General features: G+C 62.0%; 16 protein-coding genes. 6 read left to right on the top strand and 10 right to left on the bottom strand.

What is annotated here, in order from left to right:
* The first annotated feature begins 137 nt into the window (after positions 1 to 137).
* The 4 genes from JN756_RS29440 to JN756_RS29425 all read left to right on the top strand — a co-directional run bounded on the left by JN756_RS29440 (position 138) and on the right by JN756_RS29425 (position 7,198).
* Positions 138 to 1,943: a phenylacyl-CoA dehydrogenase gene (locus tag JN756_RS29440; RefSeq protein WP_057005404.1), complete on the top strand. Its 1,806-nt coding sequence runs from the start codon at positions 138 to 140 to the stop codon at positions 1,941 to 1,943.
* Between the two features lie 204 nt (positions 1,944 to 2,147).
* Positions 2,148 to 3,437 carry a GGDEF domain-containing protein gene (locus tag JN756_RS29435; RefSeq protein ID WP_057005403.1) on the top strand — a complete coding sequence of 430 codons (1,290 nt, stop codon included), beginning with the start codon at positions 2,148 to 2,150 and terminating at the stop codon, positions 3,435 to 3,437.
* Between the two features lie 90 nt (positions 3,438 to 3,527).
* Positions 3,528 to 5,297 carry an acyl-CoA dehydrogenase C-terminal domain-containing protein gene (locus JN756_RS29430; protein WP_201021602.1) on the top strand — a complete coding sequence of 590 codons (1,770 nt, stop codon included), beginning with the start codon at positions 3,528 to 3,530 and terminating at the stop codon, positions 5,295 to 5,297.
* Positions 5,298 to 5,419: 122 nt separating this feature from the next.
* Positions 5,420 to 7,198 (top strand): acyl-CoA dehydrogenase C-terminal domain-containing protein, encoded by a 1,779-nt coding sequence (locus JN756_RS29425; protein WP_128192548.1) that lies wholly within the window; start codon positions 5,420 to 5,422, stop codon positions 7,196 to 7,198.
* A gap of 226 nt (positions 7,199 to 7,424) precedes the next feature.
* Here JN756_RS29425 and JN756_RS29420 read toward each other — a convergent pair whose 3' ends face one another.
* Positions 7,425 to 8,324, bottom strand: coding sequence for a LysR family transcriptional regulator (locus JN756_RS29420; RefSeq protein ID WP_046381843.1), 900 nt, complete (start codon positions 8,322 to 8,324; stop codon positions 7,425 to 7,427).
* Positions 8,325 to 8,533: 209 nt separating this feature from the next.
* Between JN756_RS29420 and JN756_RS29415 the strand changes: the two genes are divergently transcribed.
* Together JN756_RS29415 and JN756_RS29410 are read left to right on the top strand one after the other, a co-directional pair.
* The gene (locus JN756_RS29415) at positions 8,534 to 9,802 is read left to right on the top strand and encodes an aspartate aminotransferase family protein (RefSeq protein ID WP_046381844.1); all 1,269 of its coding nucleotides are present in this window, start codon (positions 8,534 to 8,536) and stop codon (positions 9,800 to 9,802) included.
* A gap of 182 nt (positions 9,803 to 9,984) precedes the next feature.
* Positions 9,985 to 10,143, top strand: coding sequence for a YqaE/Pmp3 family membrane protein (locus JN756_RS29410; protein WP_010207008.1), 159 nt, complete (start codon positions 9,985 to 9,987; stop codon positions 10,141 to 10,143).
* A gap of 5 nt (positions 10,144 to 10,148) precedes the next feature.
* On the opposite strand, the gene pqqE is transcribed toward JN756_RS29410, so the two are convergent.
* The 9 genes from pqqE to JN756_RS29365 form a co-directional block, all read right to left on the bottom strand.
* Positions 10,149 to 11,279 carry a pyrroloquinoline quinone biosynthesis protein PqqE gene (gene pqqE / locus JN756_RS29405; protein WP_017847834.1) on the bottom strand — a complete coding sequence of 377 codons (1,131 nt, stop codon included), beginning with the start codon at positions 11,277 to 11,279 and terminating at the stop codon, positions 10,149 to 10,151.
* Positions 11,272 to 11,547 (bottom strand): pyrroloquinoline quinone biosynthesis peptide chaperone PqqD, encoded by a 276-nt coding sequence (gene pqqD, locus JN756_RS29400; RefSeq protein ID WP_046381845.1) that lies wholly within the window; start codon positions 11,545 to 11,547, stop codon positions 11,272 to 11,274. The genes pqqE and pqqD overlap by 8 nt, the downstream gene beginning before the upstream one ends.
* Positions 11,544 to 12,296 (bottom strand): pyrroloquinoline-quinone synthase PqqC, encoded by a 753-nt coding sequence (gene pqqC, locus JN756_RS29395; RefSeq protein ID WP_017847832.1) that lies wholly within the window; start codon positions 12,294 to 12,296, stop codon positions 11,544 to 11,546. Before pqqC ends, pqqD begins: the two co-directional genes overlap by 4 nt.
* Before the next feature lie 105 nt (positions 12,297 to 12,401).
* On the bottom strand, positions 12,402 to 13,313 hold the full coding sequence (gene pqqB, locus JN756_RS29390; RefSeq protein ID WP_017847831.1) for a pyrroloquinoline quinone biosynthesis protein PqqB: 912 nt from the start codon (positions 13,311 to 13,313) through the stop codon (positions 12,402 to 12,404).
* 71 nt (positions 13,314 to 13,384) lie between these two features.
* Positions 13,385 to 13,459, bottom strand: a complete 75-nt coding sequence (pqqA, locus tag JN756_RS29385) for a pyrroloquinoline quinone precursor peptide PqqA (RefSeq protein WP_003194766.1) — start codon at positions 13,457 to 13,459, stop codon at positions 13,385 to 13,387.
* A 159-nt stretch (positions 13,460 to 13,618) separates the two neighbouring features.
* Positions 13,619 to 16,009 (bottom strand): pyrroloquinoline quinone biosynthesis protein PqqF, encoded by a 2,391-nt coding sequence (gene pqqF, locus JN756_RS29380; RefSeq protein WP_201021601.1) that lies wholly within the window; start codon positions 16,007 to 16,009, stop codon positions 13,619 to 13,621.
* A gap of 48 nt (positions 16,010 to 16,057) precedes the next feature.
* A complete protein-coding gene (locus JN756_RS29375; protein ID WP_046381847.1) occupies positions 16,058 to 16,852 on the bottom strand; it encodes a carbon-nitrogen hydrolase family protein in 795 nt (264 codons plus the stop codon).
* Positions 16,853 to 16,863: 11 nt separating this feature from the next.
* Positions 16,864 to 18,546 carry a flavin monoamine oxidase family protein gene (locus tag JN756_RS29370; RefSeq protein ID WP_046385157.1) on the bottom strand — a complete coding sequence of 561 codons (1,683 nt, stop codon included), beginning with the start codon at positions 18,544 to 18,546 and terminating at the stop codon, positions 16,864 to 16,866.
* Positions 18,547 to 18,711: 165 nt separating this feature from the next.
* A complete protein-coding gene (locus JN756_RS29365; RefSeq protein ID WP_017847827.1) occupies positions 18,712 to 19,158 on the bottom strand; it encodes an Lrp/AsnC family transcriptional regulator in 447 nt (148 codons plus the stop codon).
* Between the last annotated feature and the right edge of the window lie 48 nt (positions 19,159 to 19,206).

Raw genomic sequence — 19,206 nt, 5'->3', positions numbered from 1 at the left:
CGGTGTCATGACAAACGGCAGCGGGACGACGCTTGACATCCCCAGGTGGTAAACGTATGTTTCAAACACCTGTTTGACCGCCATAACAAATCCCACGCGGTTGTTCATCCCAGACACATCAGCAGAGGTTTATCGCTATGCCTGACTACAAGGCCCCCTTGCGTGATATTCGCTTCGTTCGTGACGAACTGCTCGGCTATGAAGCGCATTATCAAAGCCTGCCGGCTTGCCAGGACGCTACTCCGGACATGGTTGACGCCATTCTCGAAGAAGGCGCCAAGTTTTGTGAGCAAGTACTGGCACCGTTGAACCGCGTGGGTGACATCGAAGGGTGTACCTGGAGCGAGTCAGGCGTTAAGACCCCTACTGGTTTCAAAGAAGCCTACCAACAGTTTGTCGAAGGCGGCTGGCCGAGCCTGGCCCACGACGTGGAGCACGGTGGCCAAGGCCTGCCGGAATCCCTGGGCCTGGCGGTCAGCGAAATGGTCGGCGAAGCCAACTGGTCGTGGGGCATGTACCCAGGCCTGTCCCATGGCGCGATGAACACCATCTCCGAGCACGGCACCCCCGAGCAACAAGACGCCTACCTGACCAAGCTGGTGTCGGGCGAATGGACCGGCACCATGTGCCTGACCGAGCCTCACTGCGGCACCGACCTGGGCATGCTGCGCACCAAGGCCGAACCTCAGGCCGACGGCACCTACAAAGTCTCCGGCACCAAGATCTTCATCTCGGCCGGCGAACACGACATGGCCGACAACATCGTCCATATCGTCCTGGCCCGCCTGCCGGACGCACCGGCCGGTACCAAAGGCATCTCGCTGTTCATCGTGCCCAAATTCCTGCCGAACGCCGATGGCTCGATCGGTGCGCGCAACGCGGTGACCTGCGGTTCCCTGGAACACAAGATGGGCATCCACGGTAACGCCACCTGCGTGATGAACTTCGACGCAGCCACCGGTTTCCTGATCGGCCCGGCGAACAAAGGCCTGAACTGCATGTTCACCTTTATGAACACCGCTCGCCTGGGCACCGCGCTGCAAGGCCTGGCCCACGCCGAGATCGGCTTCCAGGGCGGCCTGAAATACGCTCGCGATCGCCTGCAAATGCGTTCCCTGACCGGCCCGAAAGCGCCGGACAAAGCAGCCGACCCGATCATCGTCCACCCTGACGTGCGCCGCATGCTGCTGACCATGAAAGCCTTCGCCGAAGGTAACCGTGCGATGGTGTACTTCACCGCCAAGCAAGTGGACATCGTCAAGTACGGCACCGACGACGAAGCCAAGAAACAGGCCGATGGCCTGCTGGCCTTCATGACCCCGATTGCCAAGGCGTTCATGACCGAAGTCGGCTTCGAGTCCGCCAACCACGGCGTGCAGATCTACGGCGGTCACGGCTTCATCGCCGAGTGGGGCATGGAGCAGAACGTGCGCGACAGCCGCATTTCGATGCTGTACGAAGGCACCACCGGCATCCAGGCGCTGGACCTGCTCGGCCGTAAAGTGCTGATGACCCAAGGCGAAGCGCTGAAGGGCTTCACCAAGATCGTCCACAAGTTCTGCCAGGCCAACGAAGGCAACGAAGCGGTCAAAGAGTTCGTGACACCGCTGGCCGCGCTGAACAAAGAGTGGGGCGAGTTGACCATGAAGGTCGGCATGGCGGCGATGAAAGACCGTGAAGAAGTCGGTGCCGCGTCGGTGGACTACCTGATGTACTCCGGTTACGCCTGCCTGGCTTACTTCTGGGCCGACATGGCACGCCTGGCGGCCGAGAAACTGGCCGCCGGCACCAGCGAAGCGGCGTTCTACACCGCCAAGCTGCAGACCGCGCGCTTCTACTTCCAGCGCATCCTGCCGCGTACCCGTACTCACGTGGCCACCATGCTGTCGGGCGCCAATAACCTGATGGACATGAAAGAAGAGGACTTCGGCCTGGCTTACTAAGCCTCACCGAGCCCACTTGAAAAACCGTCGCTCCTGTTGGGGGCGACGGTTTTTTTTTGCCGATAAAAAACGCAGCGGGGCGCTCAGGGATTGCGATTGGCTGCCGTTACAGTGATGGCAATGTGATACAGGCCGGGCAGGGTATGTTTAACTGTCTGGAGTAAGGCACAGTGCCATCATTCCTGGCGGGTCGGAGTTTTACCCTTGTCACGCGCGTCCGCTTTACGTTTCAGTCATTTCCTCCCTTCATTGCTGCTGTTACTGGCCGGGCTCTCGGCTGCGTATGTCAAGGACCTCAACGTCTTCTTCACCTCGCTGTTCAACGTGTTGCCGACCCTGGTGCTGTTGCTCGGCGGTTCGTATTGCGCGGTCTATCGTCGCCAGCGTGAACTGTTCCTGATGATCACGGTGTACATCGCCTACTTCCTGCTCGACACCCAGACCGACTACTACCGCGACAACGGCCGCGTGCGCGAAGACGCCGCGGTGGTGTTCCACTTGTGCTGCCTGTTGCTGCCGCTGCTGTTCGGCCTCTATGGGCTGTGGCAGGAAAAAACCCACTTGTTCCGTGATTTTGTCGCGCGCTGTGCGGTGCTGCTGGCGGTCGGCAGTGTCGCGTTGGCGCTGGAGCAAAGTTATCCCCAGGCGCTGCTGAACTGGCTGGCGGAAATTCGCTGGCCGGCGCTGCATGGCGCCTGGATGAGCTTGATCCAGCTGTCGTACCCGATGTTCCTGATCGGTTTCCTGACCCTGGTGGCGCAATACTGGTACCAGCCGCGCCCGCTGCACGCGGCGCAGATGGTGGGGCTGGTGGGATTGTTCTGGATGTTGCCGCAGACGTTTATCCTGCCGTTCACTCTGAACATCATGTGCAGCCAGGTGATGCTGATGATTGCGGCCGCGGTGGCCCACGAGGCCTATCAGATGGCGTTTCGTGACGAGTTGACCGGCCTGCCGGGGCGTCGCGCACTCAATGAGCGCATGCAGCGACTGGGGCGCAACTATGTGCTGGCGATGAGCGACGTCGATCACTTCAAGCGCTTCAACGACACCCATGGCCACGATGTCGGCGACCAAGTGCTGCGCCTGGTCGCCAGCAAGCTGTCGAAGGTCAATGGCGGCGGACGCGCCTACCGTTATGGCGGTGAAGAGTTCGCCGTGGTGTTTGCCGGCAAGACCCTGGATGAATGCATGCCGCACCTGGAAGAAATCCGCGAGATCATCGCCAACTACGACATCAAGCTGCGCAACCCGGACCGCCCGCAGGATGACCTGCAAGGTCGCCAGCGGCGCGCGGGCAGCGGTGCGTCGAGTGTCTCGGTGACCGTCAGCATCGGCGTGGCCGAGCGCCAGGCCGAGCATCGCACCTCCGAAGAGGTGCTCAAATCCGCCGACCAGGCGCTGTATGCCGCCAAGGGCGCGGGGCGTAACTGCGTGATTGCGGCCGGGCAAACCCGCCGTGGCGCGGTACGCACGCAGAGTGCTGCCGGTTGAGTGATGGTGCTGTATTCAGCGGCGCTACAGTGATTGTCCGGGGCGGTGGCCGGCAGTAGGTTGAAACCATCTGCTGCCGGAGACATTGCCATGCCTGAGTACAAAGCTCCCCTGCGCGACATGCGCTTTCTGATCGACAACGTGTTTGATTTCCACGCTCACTACGCCGCCCTTGGCGCGACGGACGCCAGCCCGGACATGGTCAGCGCGATCCTCGAAGAAGGTGCGAAATTCTGCGAGAACGTGCTCGCGCCGCTCAACCGCAGCGGCGATGAAGAAGGCTGCCATTTCGACAAAGGCGTGGTGACCACGCCCAAGGGCTTCAAGGAAGCCTTCGCTCAGTATGTGCAAGGCGGCTGGCACGGCGTGGCAGCCGACCCGGCCTACGGCGGTCAAGGCCTGCCGCAATCCCTGGGGCTGGTGCTCAGCGAAATGATCGGCTCCAGCAACACCTCCTGGGGCATGTACCCGGGGCTGACCCACGGCGCGATGTCGGCGATCCACGCCCACGGCAGCGCCGAACAGAAAGCCACCTACCTGAGCAAACTCACCGCTGGCGAATGGACCGGCACCATGTGCCTGACCGAAGCCCACTGCGGCACCGACCTGGGCCTGATCAAGACCCGCGCCGTGCCCCAGGCGGATGGCAGCTATGCGGTCAGCGGCAGCAAGATCTTCATCTCTGCCGGTGAGCACGACCTGAGCGCCAACATCATCCACCTGGTGCTGGCCAAGCTGCCGGACGCCCCGGCCGGCACCAAAGGCATCTCACTGTTTATCGTGCCCAAGTTCCATGCCGATTCGGGCGAGCGCAACGCGGTGCATTGCGGCTCCATCGAGCACAAGATGGGGATCAAGGCCTCGGCCACCTGCGTGCTGAACTTCGATGGGGCCAAGGGCTTTTTGATCGGCGAGGCGAACAAAGGCCTCAACTGCATGTTCACCATGATGAACCACGCGCGGCTCGGCACCGGGATGCAAGGGCTGTGCAACGGCGAAGCGAGCTTCCAGGGCGCGGTCAGGTACGCCAACGACCGCCTGCAAATGCGCGCGCTGACCGGCGCCAAGGCCCCGGAAAAAGCCGCCGACCCGATCATCGTCCATCCCGACGTGCGGCGCATGCTGCTGACCATGAAGGCGTTCAACGAAGGCAACCGGGCGCTCACCTATTTCACCGCGCAACTGCTCGACACCGCGCACTTGAGCGCCGACGCCGGCCAGCGCCAGGAGGCCGAAGACCTGTTGGCATTCCTCACGCCGATCTGCAAAGCCTTCATGACCGACACCGGGCTGGAAGTGACCAACCACGGCATGCAGGTGTTCGGCGGCCATGGTTTTATTCGCGAGTGGGGCATGGAGCAATTGGTGCGCGATTGCCGCATTGCGTCGATCTACGAAGGCACCAACGGGATCCAGGCGCTCGACTTGCTGGGGCGCAAGGTGTTGGGCAGCCAGGGCAAGCTGCTGCGCGGTTTTACCCGGATTGTGCATAAGTTCTGTGAGGCGCATGCCGAGCATGCGCAGCTCAAGGCGTATGTGGCGCAGCTCGATCAACTGAACCGGCAATGGGGCGAGCTGACGACCGAGGTCGGCATGGCCGCGATGAAAAACCCAGACGAAGTGGGCGCCGCCGCGGTGGACTACTTGATGTACAGCGGTTACATCGTCCTCGCCTATTTGTGGCTGCGCATGGCGATCGCGGCGCAGACCCACGACGATGCCGACTTCGCCAAGGCCAAGCTGGCCACCTGCGACTTTTACTTCAAGCGCCTGCTGCCGCGCACCGCCACCCATCGGGCTGCTGTGCAAGCGGGCAGCGAGTGCCTGATGAGTCTGCCTGCGGAGGCATTCGGCGGCTGATGACTTAAAAATACCAATCAGTCAAAAGTGGACCCTATGTGTCTGAAAAGTTGTTCGGGTACACTCGGCGCCTGTAAAACCGACCCTATCGAATTACTTTTCACGTTCTCACGAGGTTTGCCATGGCTGATTACAAAGCGCCGTTGCGTGATATGCGCTTCGTCCTCAACGAAGTTTTTGAGGTCGCCACACTTTGGGCCCAATTGCCGGCATTGGCAGACACTGTCGACGCCGAAACCGTTGAGGCAATCCTCGAAGAAGCCGGTAAAGTCACCGCCAAATCCATCGCCCCGCTCAGCCGCAGCGGCGATGAACAGGGCTGCCGCTGGGCCGACACGGTTGTCAGCACCCCGGACGGCTTTCCACAGGCCTACACCACCTACGCCGAAGGCGGCTGGGTGGGCGTAGGCGGCGATCCGGCGTTTGGTGGCATGGGCATGCCCAAGGCGGTGTCGGCGCAAGTCGAAGAGATGATCAACTCGTCGAGCCTGGCGTTTGGCCTGTACCCGATGCTGACTTCCGGCGCCTGCGTGTCGATCAACACCCACGCCAATGAAGCACTCAAGGCCACTTACCTGCCGAATATGTACTCCGGCAAGTGGGCCGGTTCCATGTGCCTGACCGAGGCGCATGCCGGCACCGATCTGGGCATTATCCGCACCAAGGCCGAGCCTCAGGCGGACGGTTCCTACACCATCAGCGGCACCAAGATCTTCATCACCGGCGGCGAACACGACCTCACCGAGAACATCATCCACCTGGTCCTGGCCAAACTGCCGGATGCGCCTGCGGGGCCGAAGGGCATTTCGCTGTTCCTGGTACCGAAGTTCATGGTCAATGCCGACGGCAGCCTGGGCGCGCGTAACCCGGTGAGCTGCGGCTCCATCGAACACAAGATGGGGATTCAAGCGTCGGCGACCTGTGTGATGAACTTCGACCAAGCCGTGGGTTACCTGGTGGGCGAGGCTAACCGGGGCCTGGCGGCAATGTTCACCATGATGAACTACGAGCGTCTGGGCGTAGGCATCCAGGGCCTGGCGTCCGGTGAGCGGTCCTACCAGAACGCGATTGAATATGCGCGCGACCGCCTGCAGAGCCGTGCGCCGACCGGTGCCCAGGCCAAGGACAAAGTCGCCGACCCGATCATCGTCCACCCCGACGTGCGTCGCATGCTGTTGACCATGAAGGCGTCGAACGAAGGCGGCCGTGCATTCTCCACATATGTGGCGATGCAGCTGGATATCGCCAAGTTCAGCGAAGACGCCGCCGCCCGCGAGCGCGCGGATAACCTGGTGGCCTTGCTGACCCCGGTGGCCAAGGCATTCCTCAGCGATCTGGGCCTGGAAACCACGGTACTCGGCCAACAAATCTTTGGCGGCCACGGTTACATCCGCGAGTGGGGCCAGGAGCAATTGGTGCGTGATGTACGCATTACCCAGATCTACGAAGGCACCAACGGCATTCAGGCCCTGGACCTGATGGGACGCAAGATTGTCGGCAGCGGCGGCGCGTTCTACACCCTGTTCGCCGACGAGATCCGCCAGTTCACCGCCACCGCGGGCGCGGAGCTGGCTGAGTTCACCGCGCCGCTCAATGCCGCGGTGGATAGCCTGGATGAGTTGACGGCCTGGGTGCTGGACCGTGCCAAGAGCAACCCGAATGAAATCGGTGCGGCCTCGGTGGAGTATTTGCATGCATTCGGTTACATGGCCTACGCCTACATGTGGGCAAGGATGGCCAAGGCGGCGCTGGGCAAAGAAGCCGAGGAAGGTTTCTACGCCAGCAAGCTGGGCACCGCACGTTTCTACTTTGCCCGTCTGCTGCCGCGTATTCAGTCGTTGAGCGCGTCGGTAAAAGCCGGTAGCGAATCGCTGTTCTTGCTGGATGAGGCCCTGTTCTAAGGGTGTAGAGGCTTTGTAAGCATTCTCTTACATGACGTGCTGCTAATCGTCCTCTATCGCCAAATTGGATCCACGGATAATCTACTTCACATGGACGTCGCGCAGGAAGCGCAAAGCAACAACACGGACACGTAGGATTCTGCCAGGATGGCGGAGTGAAATGGATGTCAGGGAAACAGTCTGCAAAGCCCCGCTTCGGCGGGGTTTTCTTTTGCCCGCGAAAAAGTCAGCCCGGCACCTGCGGAGCGTTCATCACGTCCTCCAGCAAGGTGCGCAGCAGCGCCAACGTCGCTTGCTGGCGTTGCACATCGCGGCACACCAACCCGACTTTCAGCGGCACCCTCGGTTCACTCAAGGGTTTCCACAGCAGCGCCTGGCTGTTGTGTTGGTCCTGGGAACGTCCCGGCAGTACCGTGGCCAGTTTGGTATGCGGCAGGCTGTCGAGAATCCCCACCATGGTATTCAACTCCGCCTGCACCTGCGGGCGCCGCCCGAGGTTGGATAGCTGGCCCTGCCAGATCTGCCGGATCTGAAACTCCTCCCCGAGCAGCAACATCGGCAACTCGGCCGCTTGTGTCAGGGAGACTTTCTTGAATTCACGCAGGGGGTGATCCTCCGGGATGACCACCTTCAGCTCATCTTCATACAGCAGCACGCCGTGCAACCCCGGCTGGCGGGGCGGCAGGTAACTGATGCCGATGTCCAGCGAACCATTGAGCAGGCGCCGTTCAATCTCCAGCCCGGTCAGTTCGTAGATTTGCACCACCAGGTGCGGCTGGGCCTTGCGCACACGCTCCAGCATCTGCGGCACCAGGCTGGTGTGTACGGTTTGCAACACACCGATGGCCAAGGTGCGCAATGCCTGGCCCTTGAAGTTGCGCAACGCCTCCACGGCTTGCTGCATGCCATCGATCAACGGCAGGGCGTGGTTGTATAACGTATGGGCCGCGAGGGTCGGCAGCAGGCGCTTGCTGCTGCGTTCGAACAGGCTCACATCGAGGTTTTGTTCGAGCTGGCGGATCTGCTGTGACAGGGCCGGTTGGGAGATCGACAGACGCTCAGCGGCACGGCCTACGTGGCCTTCCTCATACACCGCGACGAAATAACGCAGTTGCTTAAAATCCATAAGTAATTCTTATCGAAAAAGCTGGAAAATCGAAATGGCCGTTGGCCCCCAAGACGCCTAGTCTAGCGCCTATCCACAAGGCTTACAGGGCCAGATCGGGCGATGATTAGCGTTTATGTTGATGGTGTTTGCATAGGCAAGTCAAAAAACCTCCAGGTAGGTTTTGCGGGGTATACCGACCACGGCATGGTTGCCATGGGAGGAAAAGTGTGAACCTGTTCAATTTGCGCCGCTCGGCGGCCAGTCTGGATGACCTGATCCTGGATGCTTGTGGCGAAGATTTTCCCAGTGGATGCCTGATGCCTACCGTAGCGCGCCCCCCGCAGGTCTTCGTGCGCGGCCAGGGTTCCTGGTTGTGGGACAGCGATGATCGCGCCTATCTGGACTTCAGCCAGGGCTGCGCGGCCAACAGCCTCGGCCACAGCCCGCAGGTATTGATCCGGGCCCTGGCCGATCAGGCCCAGGCGCTGATCAATCCCGGTAACGGCTTGCATAACCGTCCCCAACTCAACCTCGTCGACCGCCTGTGCCACCGCACCGGCAGCGACCAGGCGTATTTGCTCAACAGCGGCGCGGAAGCCTGCGAAGCGGCGATCAAACTGGCGCGCAAGTGGGGTCAGCTGTATCGCGGCGGTGCTTATCGCATCATCAGCGCCAGCAACGGTTGCCATGGGCGCAGCTTCGCGGCGATGTCGGCCTCGGCGAGCAGCCGTGAAAACCGCTTTGAACCGCAATTGCCGGGCTTCAGTCACGTCCCGCTCAACGACCTGGCGGCGCTGCACGCGGCCGTTGACGCGCAAACCGTTGCCATCATGCTCGAGCCGATCCAGAGCGAAGCCGGCGTCATCCCGGCGACCGAGCATTACCTCAAGGGTGTCGAGCGGCTGTGCCGCGAGCTGGGCATTCTGCTGATCCTCGACGAAGTGCAAACCGGCATCGGCCGTTGCGGCACCTTGCTCGCCGAAGAGTACTACGGTGTACGCGCCGACATCATTGCGCTCGGCAAAGGCCTGGGCGGTGGTGTACCGCTGGCGGCACTGCTGGCGCGTGGCAAGGCTTGTTGCTTTGAAGTCGGTGAGCTGGAAGGCACCCATCATGGCAATGCGCTGATGGCCTGCGCCGGGGGGGCGGTGCTCGATGCTGTGCTGGGGCATGGCTTCTTCGAGCATGTGCGTGAGTCTGGTTGTTACCTCGGCGAAGGTCTGGCTCGCCTGGCTTATCGCTATGGCCACGGTCAACTGCGCGGCCAGGGCCTGATGTGGGGCCTGACGTTATCGGATGATTCTGCGGATGCCGTAGTAAAAGCGGCTCTGGACGAAGGACTGATCCTCAACGCCCCGCAACCCAACTGCCTGCGCTTCACCCCGGCCCTGACGGTGAGCAAAAGCAACATCGACGAAATGCTCCTGCGCCTGGGGCACGCCTTTTCCCGGGTACGCACCGCACAACTGCAATGTCGCAAGGGCATCGCCGTCTGACCCCTTATTCCTGAACCGTCTCGCGGTATACGCGGCGCCCCCAGCTTGTTTTTTTTGGCTGGGGGCGTTTTTTTTTGTGCAGCGAACGATGGTCGCGGTGCCAGATCCTACTGAACCCTCACGAACGTCCAAGGTCGATTAGCTACACGGCTCACACGAGCCGATTTTCAGGAGCTGAACCCATGGACATCATTCGTATCATCATCGCCATTCTGTTGCCGCCACTGGGTGTGTTCCTGCAAGTGGGTTTCGCCGGCGCGTTCTGGCTGAATATTCTGCTGACCTTGTGCGGTTACTTCCCAGGCATCATTCACGCGGTGTACATCATCGCCAAGCGCTGAGGCCCTCAGCTTTTTGCGATGAGTCGTGAGTTGCGCTCGTTGCGAAAGGCCAGTTGCTCGATGGTCTGGGTGGCGTGTTCGGCCTCTTCCCGTGCTTGAAGGATGATGCCGTGGTGCTCGGACTTGCTGCACACCGGGTCGGCATTGCTTGCATCCCCGGTCAGCATGAACGCCTGGCAGCGGCAGCCGCCGAAGTCCTTTTCCTTTTCATCGCATGAACGGCACGGCTCGGGCATCCAGTCGTAGCCGCGAAAGCGGTTGAAACCGAAAGAGTCGTACCAGATGTGCTGCATGCTGTGGTCGCGCACGTTGGGAAACTGCACCGGCATCTGTCGGGCGCCGTGGCAGGGCAGGGCGGTACCGTCCGGAGTTACGGTCAGAAAGATGCTGCCCCAGCCGTTCATGCAGGCTTTCGGGCGTTCTTCGTAGTAATCCGGGGTGACGAAAATCAGCTTGCACGGGTGCCCTTCGGCTTCGAGCTTGGCACGGTATTCGTTGGTGATGCGTTCGGCGCGCACCAACTGTTCCTGGGTCGGCAACAACCCCACGCGATTGAGCTGCGCCCAGCCATAGAACTGGCAGGTGGCGAGTTCGACAAAATCCGCTTCCAGCGCAATGCACAGCTCGATGATGCGGTCGATCTTGTCGATATTGTGCCGATGGGTGACGAAGTTCAGCACCATCGGATAGCCATGGGCCTTCACTGCGCGGGCCATTTCCAGCTTTTGCGCGAAGGCCTTTTTCGAGCCGGCCAGCAGGTTGTTCACCTGTTCGTCGCTGGCCTGGAAGCTGATCTGGATGTGGTCCAGGCCAGCTTTCTTGAAGTCGCTGATCTTCTGCTCGGTCAGGCCGATGCCGGAGGTGATCAGGTTGGTGTAGAAGCCCAGCTTGCGCGCTTCGGCGATCAGTTCGGCGAGGTCCTGGCGCACCAGCGGTTCACCGCCGGAAAAGCCCAACTGCGCGGCGCCCATCTCACGGGCTTCGCGAAATACCTTGAACCATTGCTCGGTGCTCAGCTCCTTGCCCTGCTCGGCGAAATCCAGCGGGTTGGAGCAATACGGGCACTGCAGCGGGCAGCGATAGGTCAGCTCGGCGAGCAGCCACAAGGGCAGGCCGATGGCTGGTTTTTCAGGCAAGGGTGATCCAGTGCTCGGCACGGGCGACCTCCATGAATTGCTCTACGTCATTGCCCAGCTCAGGCACACCGGGAAATTGTTTATCCAGCTCACCGATGATCGTGGCGACGTCGCGCTCGCCGTCGATCAGTCCACCGATCAAGGCGGCACTTTCATTGAGCTTGATCATGCCCTCGGGGTAGAGCAGTACATGGCCTTTTTGCGCAGGCTCGTACTGGTAGCGATAACCCTGGCGCCAGGTCGGTTTCTTGCTGCGATCAAAGCTCATAGGGCGATCCCTTTATGCCAGACCCGCTGTGTGGTCACGCTGTGATAGGGCGGGCGTTTCAATTCGTAGGCCATGCTCATGGCATCGAGCATGCTCCACAGGATGTCCAGTTTGAACTGCAGAATTTCCAGCATACGCTCCTGGCCTTCGCGGGTGGTGTAGTGCTGCAGGGTGATCGCCAGGCCATGTTCGACATCGCGGCGGGCCTGGCCCAGGCGGGTGCGGAAATACTCATAGCCGGTGGGGTCGATCCACGGGTAATGCTGCGGCCAGCTGTCGAGGCGCGATTGGTGGATCTGCGGCGCGAACAGTTCGGTCAGCGAGCTGCTGGCGGCTTCCTGCCAGCAGGCGCGGCGGGCGAAGTTGACGTAGGCGTCCACCGCAAAGCGCACGCCGGGCAACACCAGCTCCTGGGAGCGCAGTTGGTCCGGGTCGAGGCCGACGGCCTGGCCCAGGCGCAGCCAGGCTTCGATGCCGCCGTCTTCGCCGGGGGCGCCGTCGTGGTCGAGCAGGCGCTGAATCCACTCGCGGCGGATTTCACGGTCCGGGCAATTGGCCAGGATCGCGGCGTCCTTCAGCGGGATGTTCACTTGATAGTAGAAGCGGTTGGCGACCCAGCCCTGGATCTGCTCGCGGGTGGCGCGGCCTTCATACATCGCCACGTGGTACGGGTGATGGATATGGTAGAAGGCGCCCTTGGCCCGCAGGGCTTTTTCAAATGCATCGGTGCTCATCGGTATATCAGTCATATGGGTCTCCTGTGGGAGCGAGCTTGCTCGCGAAGGTCGTTAACGGTGACGCGTGCACCCTGAATATCTGCGGTGTTCTTGCGTTTTTCGCGAGCAAGCTCGCTCCTACAGTTCAATGCTCATGCCGTCGTAAGCCACTTCGACATTGCGCCGCACCAGCTCGGCCCGCTCGGGAGAATCTTCATCGAGGATCGGGTTGGTGTTGTTGATGTGGATAAGTACCTTGCGCTGCTTCGGCAGGTGCTCCAGCACTTCGAGCATGCCACCGGGGCCGTTCTGCGCCAGGTGGCCCATCTCGCGGCCGGTGCGGGTGCCGACGCCACGGCGCTGCATTTCATCATCGTCCCACATCGTGCCGTCCACCAGCAGGCAGTCGCTGCCGGCCATGATTTCCAGCAATGGCGCGTCCACCTTGCCCAGCCCTGGGGCGTAGAACAGTTTGCCGCCGGTGCGCAGGTCTTCGACGATCAGGCCGATATTGTCGCCGGGGTGCGGGTCGAAGCGGTGCGGCGAATACGGTGGTGCGGCACTGCGCAGCGGCAGCGGGGTGAAACGCAGGTTGGGGCAGGCCGGGATGGTGAAGCTGGCGTCCAGCTCGATGCGGTTCCAGGCCAGGCCGCCATTCCAATGGGTGAGCATGGTGAACAGCGGGAAACCGCTGCTGAGGTCTTCATGGACCATGTCGGTACACCACACCTGGTGCGGGCAGCCTTCGCGCAGGCTCAGCAGGCCAGTGGTGTGGTCGATCTGGCTGTCCATCAGGATGATCGCGCTGATGCCGGTGTCGCGCAGGGCGCGGCCGGGTTGCATCGGCGCGAAGCCCTGCAGTTGTGCGCGGATATCCGGCGAGGCATTGCACAGTACCCAGTTCACGCCATCGTCGGAAATCGCGATGGATGACTGGGTACGCGCCTGCGCTCGCAGGCTGCCATCACGAAAGCCTGCGCAGTTCGCGCAGTTGCAGTTCCACTGCGGGAAGCCGCCGCCGGCGGCGGAACCTAGAATCTGGACAAACATGGCCGCTCCATCAAACAAAGCTGAAAACAAAAACGCCCCGGACGAGCCGAGGCGTTGTCTTACCCAGCCAATCAGCGGCTGGCGAAGTACATAGTCACTTCGAAACCGATGCGCAGATCAGTGTAAGCAGGTTTGGACCAAGTCATATTCTTACTCCTACGAAGGGATGGGACGTTTACTACCAAGTAATACATATAGTCCACCTCCAGTCGGAGATGTTCAGATGTGTGCCTATGAATATTACGCATTTTTTTCCAAGTTAGCGCTGTCTTGGTGGAAAAAGCCTATTGCGGCAGCGGCAACGATCAGTCTGCCGATTGCCAGTCACCGCCGCTGCGCGGGCCGTTGGCGATGCAGCGCCAGCCGCCCGCGGCGTCCTGCACCTGTTGGGCGGCGCGCTGCAGATCCGCGTGCGTCAGGGCTTGGATCTGGTGTTGAAGCAGCGTCAGATAATCCGCTGGATGGCCGGCCAGGCGCGCCTGCCACAACAGTTCGGCGGCCTGGGCGAGGGGCAGCGCCTGCGCCGTGAATTGTTGCGCCAGCGCTGGGTGGCCGAGGTCGTCGCTGGCGTCGATCAATGCCGGCAATTGCGTGAGGAAGGTGCGCAGGTGCTGCATGATGCCCTCAAGGGAAACGCTGGGCGACTGCACGCCAAACAGCAGGCCGGTTTGCCCATTGATCTGTCGGATACCGCTGAACACCGCGTAGCCGATTTGCAGCTCTACCCGCAGGCGTTGGTAGAACGGCCCTTGGAGCAGGTGCGCGAGCAGGCGCCATGCGGCTTCATCTGCCAGGGAGCGCGTCGGCGTCGGGCAGAACAGCAGCAGGGCCGCATCGTGGGCATCGGTGTGGACCTCATGCCATAGACGCTGGCCGTTGAGGCTGGGGCATTCGGATTCAAGAATGGCCGGTTGCCCGGGCAAGCGGGTGGCGGCGGATCTGAGCGCCGCTTCGCAGTGGGCGGGCAGCCCAATGCCCAGGCCTTCCCAGCGTGCGTGGGTCCACGGCAGCGAGGGCGCAGGCGGGTTTGGTCGAACGCCGACACAGCACGCCGGCAGCGCCTTGAGCAATTGCCGGATGGCAATCGGCGGTGTACCGGCAGTGGCGTGTTGCCGATCCTCCTCAAGCAGGTTCAGGCTGCGCGCGAGTTCATCGAGTATCGCCGGCATGGGTTGGTGAAGACCGACCATCTTCACCAGCCAGTCATTGCCGATCGCGTCGAAGGATAAGTCGACGCCGGCCTGGCGGGCATTTTCGCGCAACGGTGCCAGGGTGTTTTCCAGTGTCGATGGGCGCGCGCAATCCAGCCGCCAGCGCAGGTAGAGCGCGCCTTCCTCATGGGCATCGGCCAACGCCGGGCTGAACGACAACGCCGACAGCTCTCGCCGCCCTCGGGAACGGTCCTGGGCAAAGGTGCGCAGGCCCCGGTGGGCGCTGGTCTGGCCGCGAATCAGGCCGGCGCGTTCGTCCTTCACGGGTGGGCGCAGGAACGGGTTGTTGGGCGGCAGTTGCCACGCATGTCGGCAGGCTTGCAGCGGCAGGGCGTCGAGCAGGGTCTTGAGGGCGGCAACGTGCTGCTCCGACACCGGCGCTTCGAGTTCTTCGCTGTCATGCCGCGCCAACGCGAGGGCGCCTTGGACCTGCTGTTGGCGTGCGTTGAGCAGGGCGAATTCCTCGCGCAGAGATGTCCAGTCGCTGTGTGCGAAAAAGCTCAGCCAGTCGTACAACAACGCTTCGATCTGTGTCGCCGCGTCGCTTTGAGTTCCGAGGGTAAAGTCGAGATCCAGCAGCGCTTGCCCGGCGAAATGGTAGAGCACGGAGGCCTGCACGGTGCTCGCCAATTGCCGCGCTTGCAGTTCTGCGCGCAACCCTCCGGGCGCCGAGGCGTTGAGCCAGAAACAGAGGAAATCCAAGGCTTCCCTGGGGGCGTCGACGCTGATGACGTGATGCAGATGGCCGTCGGCGCTGTGTTGGAAATGCTGCGTATGAGCGGGCATCAGCGCCGGCGGGGCCGCCTGCGGGTGTCGCGGGCCGGCGCGCAGTTGCTCACTGAAGCGCCGCGCCAGGCGTTCCAGTTCTGCCAGCGGTTGTGGGCCGGCCAGACTCAAGGTCATTTGCCCCGACTGATAGAAGTGCTGGTGGAAATCCCGCAATGCTTGCTGAAACGCCTGACGTTCCACCGGCAGGCTGTCGCGATTACCCGCATGGAAGCCGCGCAGCGGATGATCGGCCGCCAGGCCCTCCAGCAGCGCGACCTGTTGTTGCGCGTTGGCGTCCTGGGACCAGGCGATGAACTCCGCGTGCAGCACTTCGCGCTCGCGCAGTTGATCGTCCAGCGCCAGGCGCGGATGGGTCAGCAGATCGGCCAGGCGTTCGAGCCCATCGGCAAAGGTCGACAACGGCAGTTCTACGAAGAAATCCGTGGTGCGCTCGCGGGTGCTGGCATTGACCTGGCCACCGTGGCGCTGCACGTAGGTCATCAGCCCTTCTTCGCTCGGAAAACGTTCAGTGCCAAGAAACAACAAATGTTCCAGAAAGTGCGCCAGGCCGGGCCACGCCAACGGCACGTCGTGGCTGCCGGCCGCCACCCGCAAAACAGCGGCGCAACGCTTTAAACGCGGGGCATGGCGCAGGGAAACCCGCAGGCCGTTGGCCAGGGTCAGGTGAAGGTGATGGGGCTGGGCCGGCGCAGGCATGGGCACTTCCGATACGAGGGAAGTGCCTATGCTAGCAAACCCTCCAGATCAGGGCTTGTGCAGCGTGCCGTACAGTTCGGGGCGGCGGTCTTGCAGGTAGTCATTGGCGGCGCGAGCATCGAGAATCGATTGGTGTTCCAGCGTGCCGACGATCAAGGCTTCATCCAGGCCTGCCTGGGCGATTCGCTGCCCATCCGGCGCGGCGATGCTGCTTTGCCCGCAATACTGAATCTCGCCTTCGTGCCCGCAGTAATTGGCGTAGGCCACGTAGCACCGGTTCTCGAAAGCCCGCGCCCGCACGGTGACGTCGGCGACAAAGTCGAACGGCACCATATTCGCGGTGGGCACCACGATCAGGTCGGCGCCGGCCAGGGCCAGGCGCCGTGTGTTTTCCGGGAACTCCAGGTCGTAACAGATCAGCACGCCCAGTTTCCAGCCGTTGAGTTCCACCAGCGGAAAATCATCGCCGCCGGCACTGAACATCGAATGATCGAGGTCGCCGAACAGGTGCGTCTTGCGGTAGTTGCACAGGCGCTGGCCGTGGGCGTCGATCAACTGCACGGCGTTATAGATCTGCCCGTTCGCGGCGCGCTCCGGGTAGCCGTACAGGATTGCCAGCCCGGCACTTCGCGCCAGTTCGGCAATCGTTCGCGCCGACTCGCCATCCTGCGCCTCGGCCAATGCGCCGACAGCTTCGGCACCGATGTTGTAGCCGGTGAGGAACATCTCCGGCAGCACCAGCAGGTCGGCGCCGGACGCCTCATGCGCGAGTCGATGCAGGCGCTCGAGGTTGCCGGCCACGTCCAGCGGCAGCGGCGGGCATTGGTACAGGGCGACACGCATGGCTTGGCTCCTTAATCGGCCAGGGCAATTGGCCCGATTTCATCGAACACATCACCCGGCCCCGGGTTCTCTGGGTGAGTGTGGCCGCCGAAGTGGGTCATGATGCCCCACACCGCGTTCAATGAGGTTTGCACCGCGCCTTCGACCCAGGCCGGTGTCCAGGATACGTCATCGCCGGCGATAAAAATCCCACGTTGCTCGGCGGGCATGTCCTTCTGCATGAAGTGCGCGTACATCCGCTGGTTGTAGCGATAGTGACCGGGCAACGCACCTTTGAAGGCCCCGAGGAAATGCGGGTCGGCTTCCCAGGACACGGTGATCGGGTCGCCGATGATGCGTGCCTTGATGTCGACTTTCGGGTAGATCTTGTTCAGTGCGTCGAGGGCCAGCTTCACGCGTTTATCGATGGGCTGCGGGAGCATTTTCAGCGCATCGCTCATCCACGAGTACGACAGGCAGATCACGCCCGGCTTGTCGTCGCCGTTGTCGAACAGGTAAGTGCCACGGGTCAGGCGATCGGTGAGGGTCATGCTCATCAGGTCGCGGCCGGTTTGCGGGTCTTTGTCTTTCCAGAACGGGCGGTCGACCATCACGAAGGTCTTCGACGATTGCATGTAGCGGGTGCGGTCCAGGGCCATCCACATCTTTTGCGAGAACAGGGTCTCGTCGCATTCGATCTGGGTGGTCAGCAGCCAGCTTTGGCAGGTGGTCAGCACGGCGGCGTATTCGCGGGTATCGCCGTAGTTGTCGGTCACGGCGAAACGGCCGCCGGGCGCGTGGGCAATGCGCTTGACCCCGGCCCGTGGCGCGCCGCTGTGCAGCGAACTCAGGCTGGTGCCCGCCGGCCAGTGGGCGCAGCGCTCCGGCACATGGCGCCAGATACCCATGGGCACCTGCGCCACGCCGCCGACCACCAGGTGTTGATGGTCGTCGCAGTTGGTCATCACCACGCGGAAGATTTCCAGCATGGAGTTGGGGAAGTCCGAATCCCAGCCACCGGTGCCGAAGCCGACCTGGCCAAACACTTCGCGGTGATGGAAGGACAGCTTGGCAAAGGCCTTGGAGGTGGCGACGAAGTCGTAGAAGGTGCGGTCGTCCCACAGCGGCACGAGTTTGTTCCACAGCGCCTTGAGGCGCGGCACATCGCGGTCGCGAATGGCTTGCTGGATATCGCCGAACTGCGAGCCGGCTTCCAGGGCGTCGGCCCACGCGTCAGCCACTTCCTGGAACAGTGCAGGCAAGTCGGACAGTTTTTGTGCGTAGTGGGTCTGGCCTTCCAGGTCGATGACCGTGCTGCCGGAAGCCGGCGTCAGCGGGTTGGGGAAGGGTTTGGTGTCCAGGCCGAGCTTGTCGACATAGTGGTAGAACGCGGTGGACGACACCGGGAAACGCATGCCGCCCAACTCGGCGATGATCCCTTCGGCGCCTTCAAACGCCTGGGAGCGCAAACGGCCGCCCATCTTCGAGGCCTCGTACACCACGGGCTTGAGGCCCAGCTTCATCAGTTCGTAGGCGGCCACCAGGCCGGCGATCCCGGCGCCGACGATCGCCACTTCGGCGCCGTGGTTGGCGGCCGGAATACTGCCCAGGCCGGCGGGGTGTTCGATCCAGTCATCAAACGCAAAGGGGAAATCCGGGCCGAAGATGGTGATCGGTTTTTTACCGTCGGCGGGGTGGCGATTGGTCTTGCTGATGCTGCTGGACGGAATGCTCATGGCTGACCTTACTAGCGGCTCGCGGGACGTACCCGCTGAGTATAGGAAAAGATGGCAGCCAGTTTAGGGAGCGTAGCGTTCGTTAATAAGACGCAAAGTGTCGTCGAATTGAATTGTTTTCAGTCAAAGTGACGAGGTTGGCGGTCAGATTGGTTGTCTGCGATCGAGTTTGTTGCTGAGGATGATCGACGTGGTGGTTTTTTCCACGCCGTCGACGCTGCCGATCTGGTCCAGCAATTGATCGAGCTGTTCTGGCGAATCGGTGCGCAGCCATGCCACGTAATCGAACTCGCCGCTCACCGCGCACAGTTGCTGAACCTGGGCCATGGCGCTGAGCTTGCGCAGCACGTCCTTGCCCGAGCGCGCCTGCACGGTGATGCCGACATACGCCTGCAGCCCGCCATCCACCACACGCTGGCCGAGGCGCACGCCATAACCGGTAATCACCTGGGTTTTCTCCAGACGAGCCAGGCGCGACGTCACCGTGGTGCGCGCAATGCCGAGTTGCCGTGCCAGCATGGCGACGCTTTCACGGGCATTGATCTGCAACGCGGCGATCAGTTGGCGGTCGATTTCATCGAGGACAGGCAAGGGCAGCTCCGGTGCGGACGGATAGGGGGCATATGTTACAGGCTTGCG

Source organism: Pseudomonas sp. Y39-6 (assembly GCF_023651955.1).
GTDB lineage: Bacteria > Pseudomonadota > Gammaproteobacteria > Pseudomonadales > Pseudomonadaceae > Aquipseudomonas > Aquipseudomonas veronii.
This window is presented reverse-complemented; position numbering and strand designations above follow the sequence as displayed.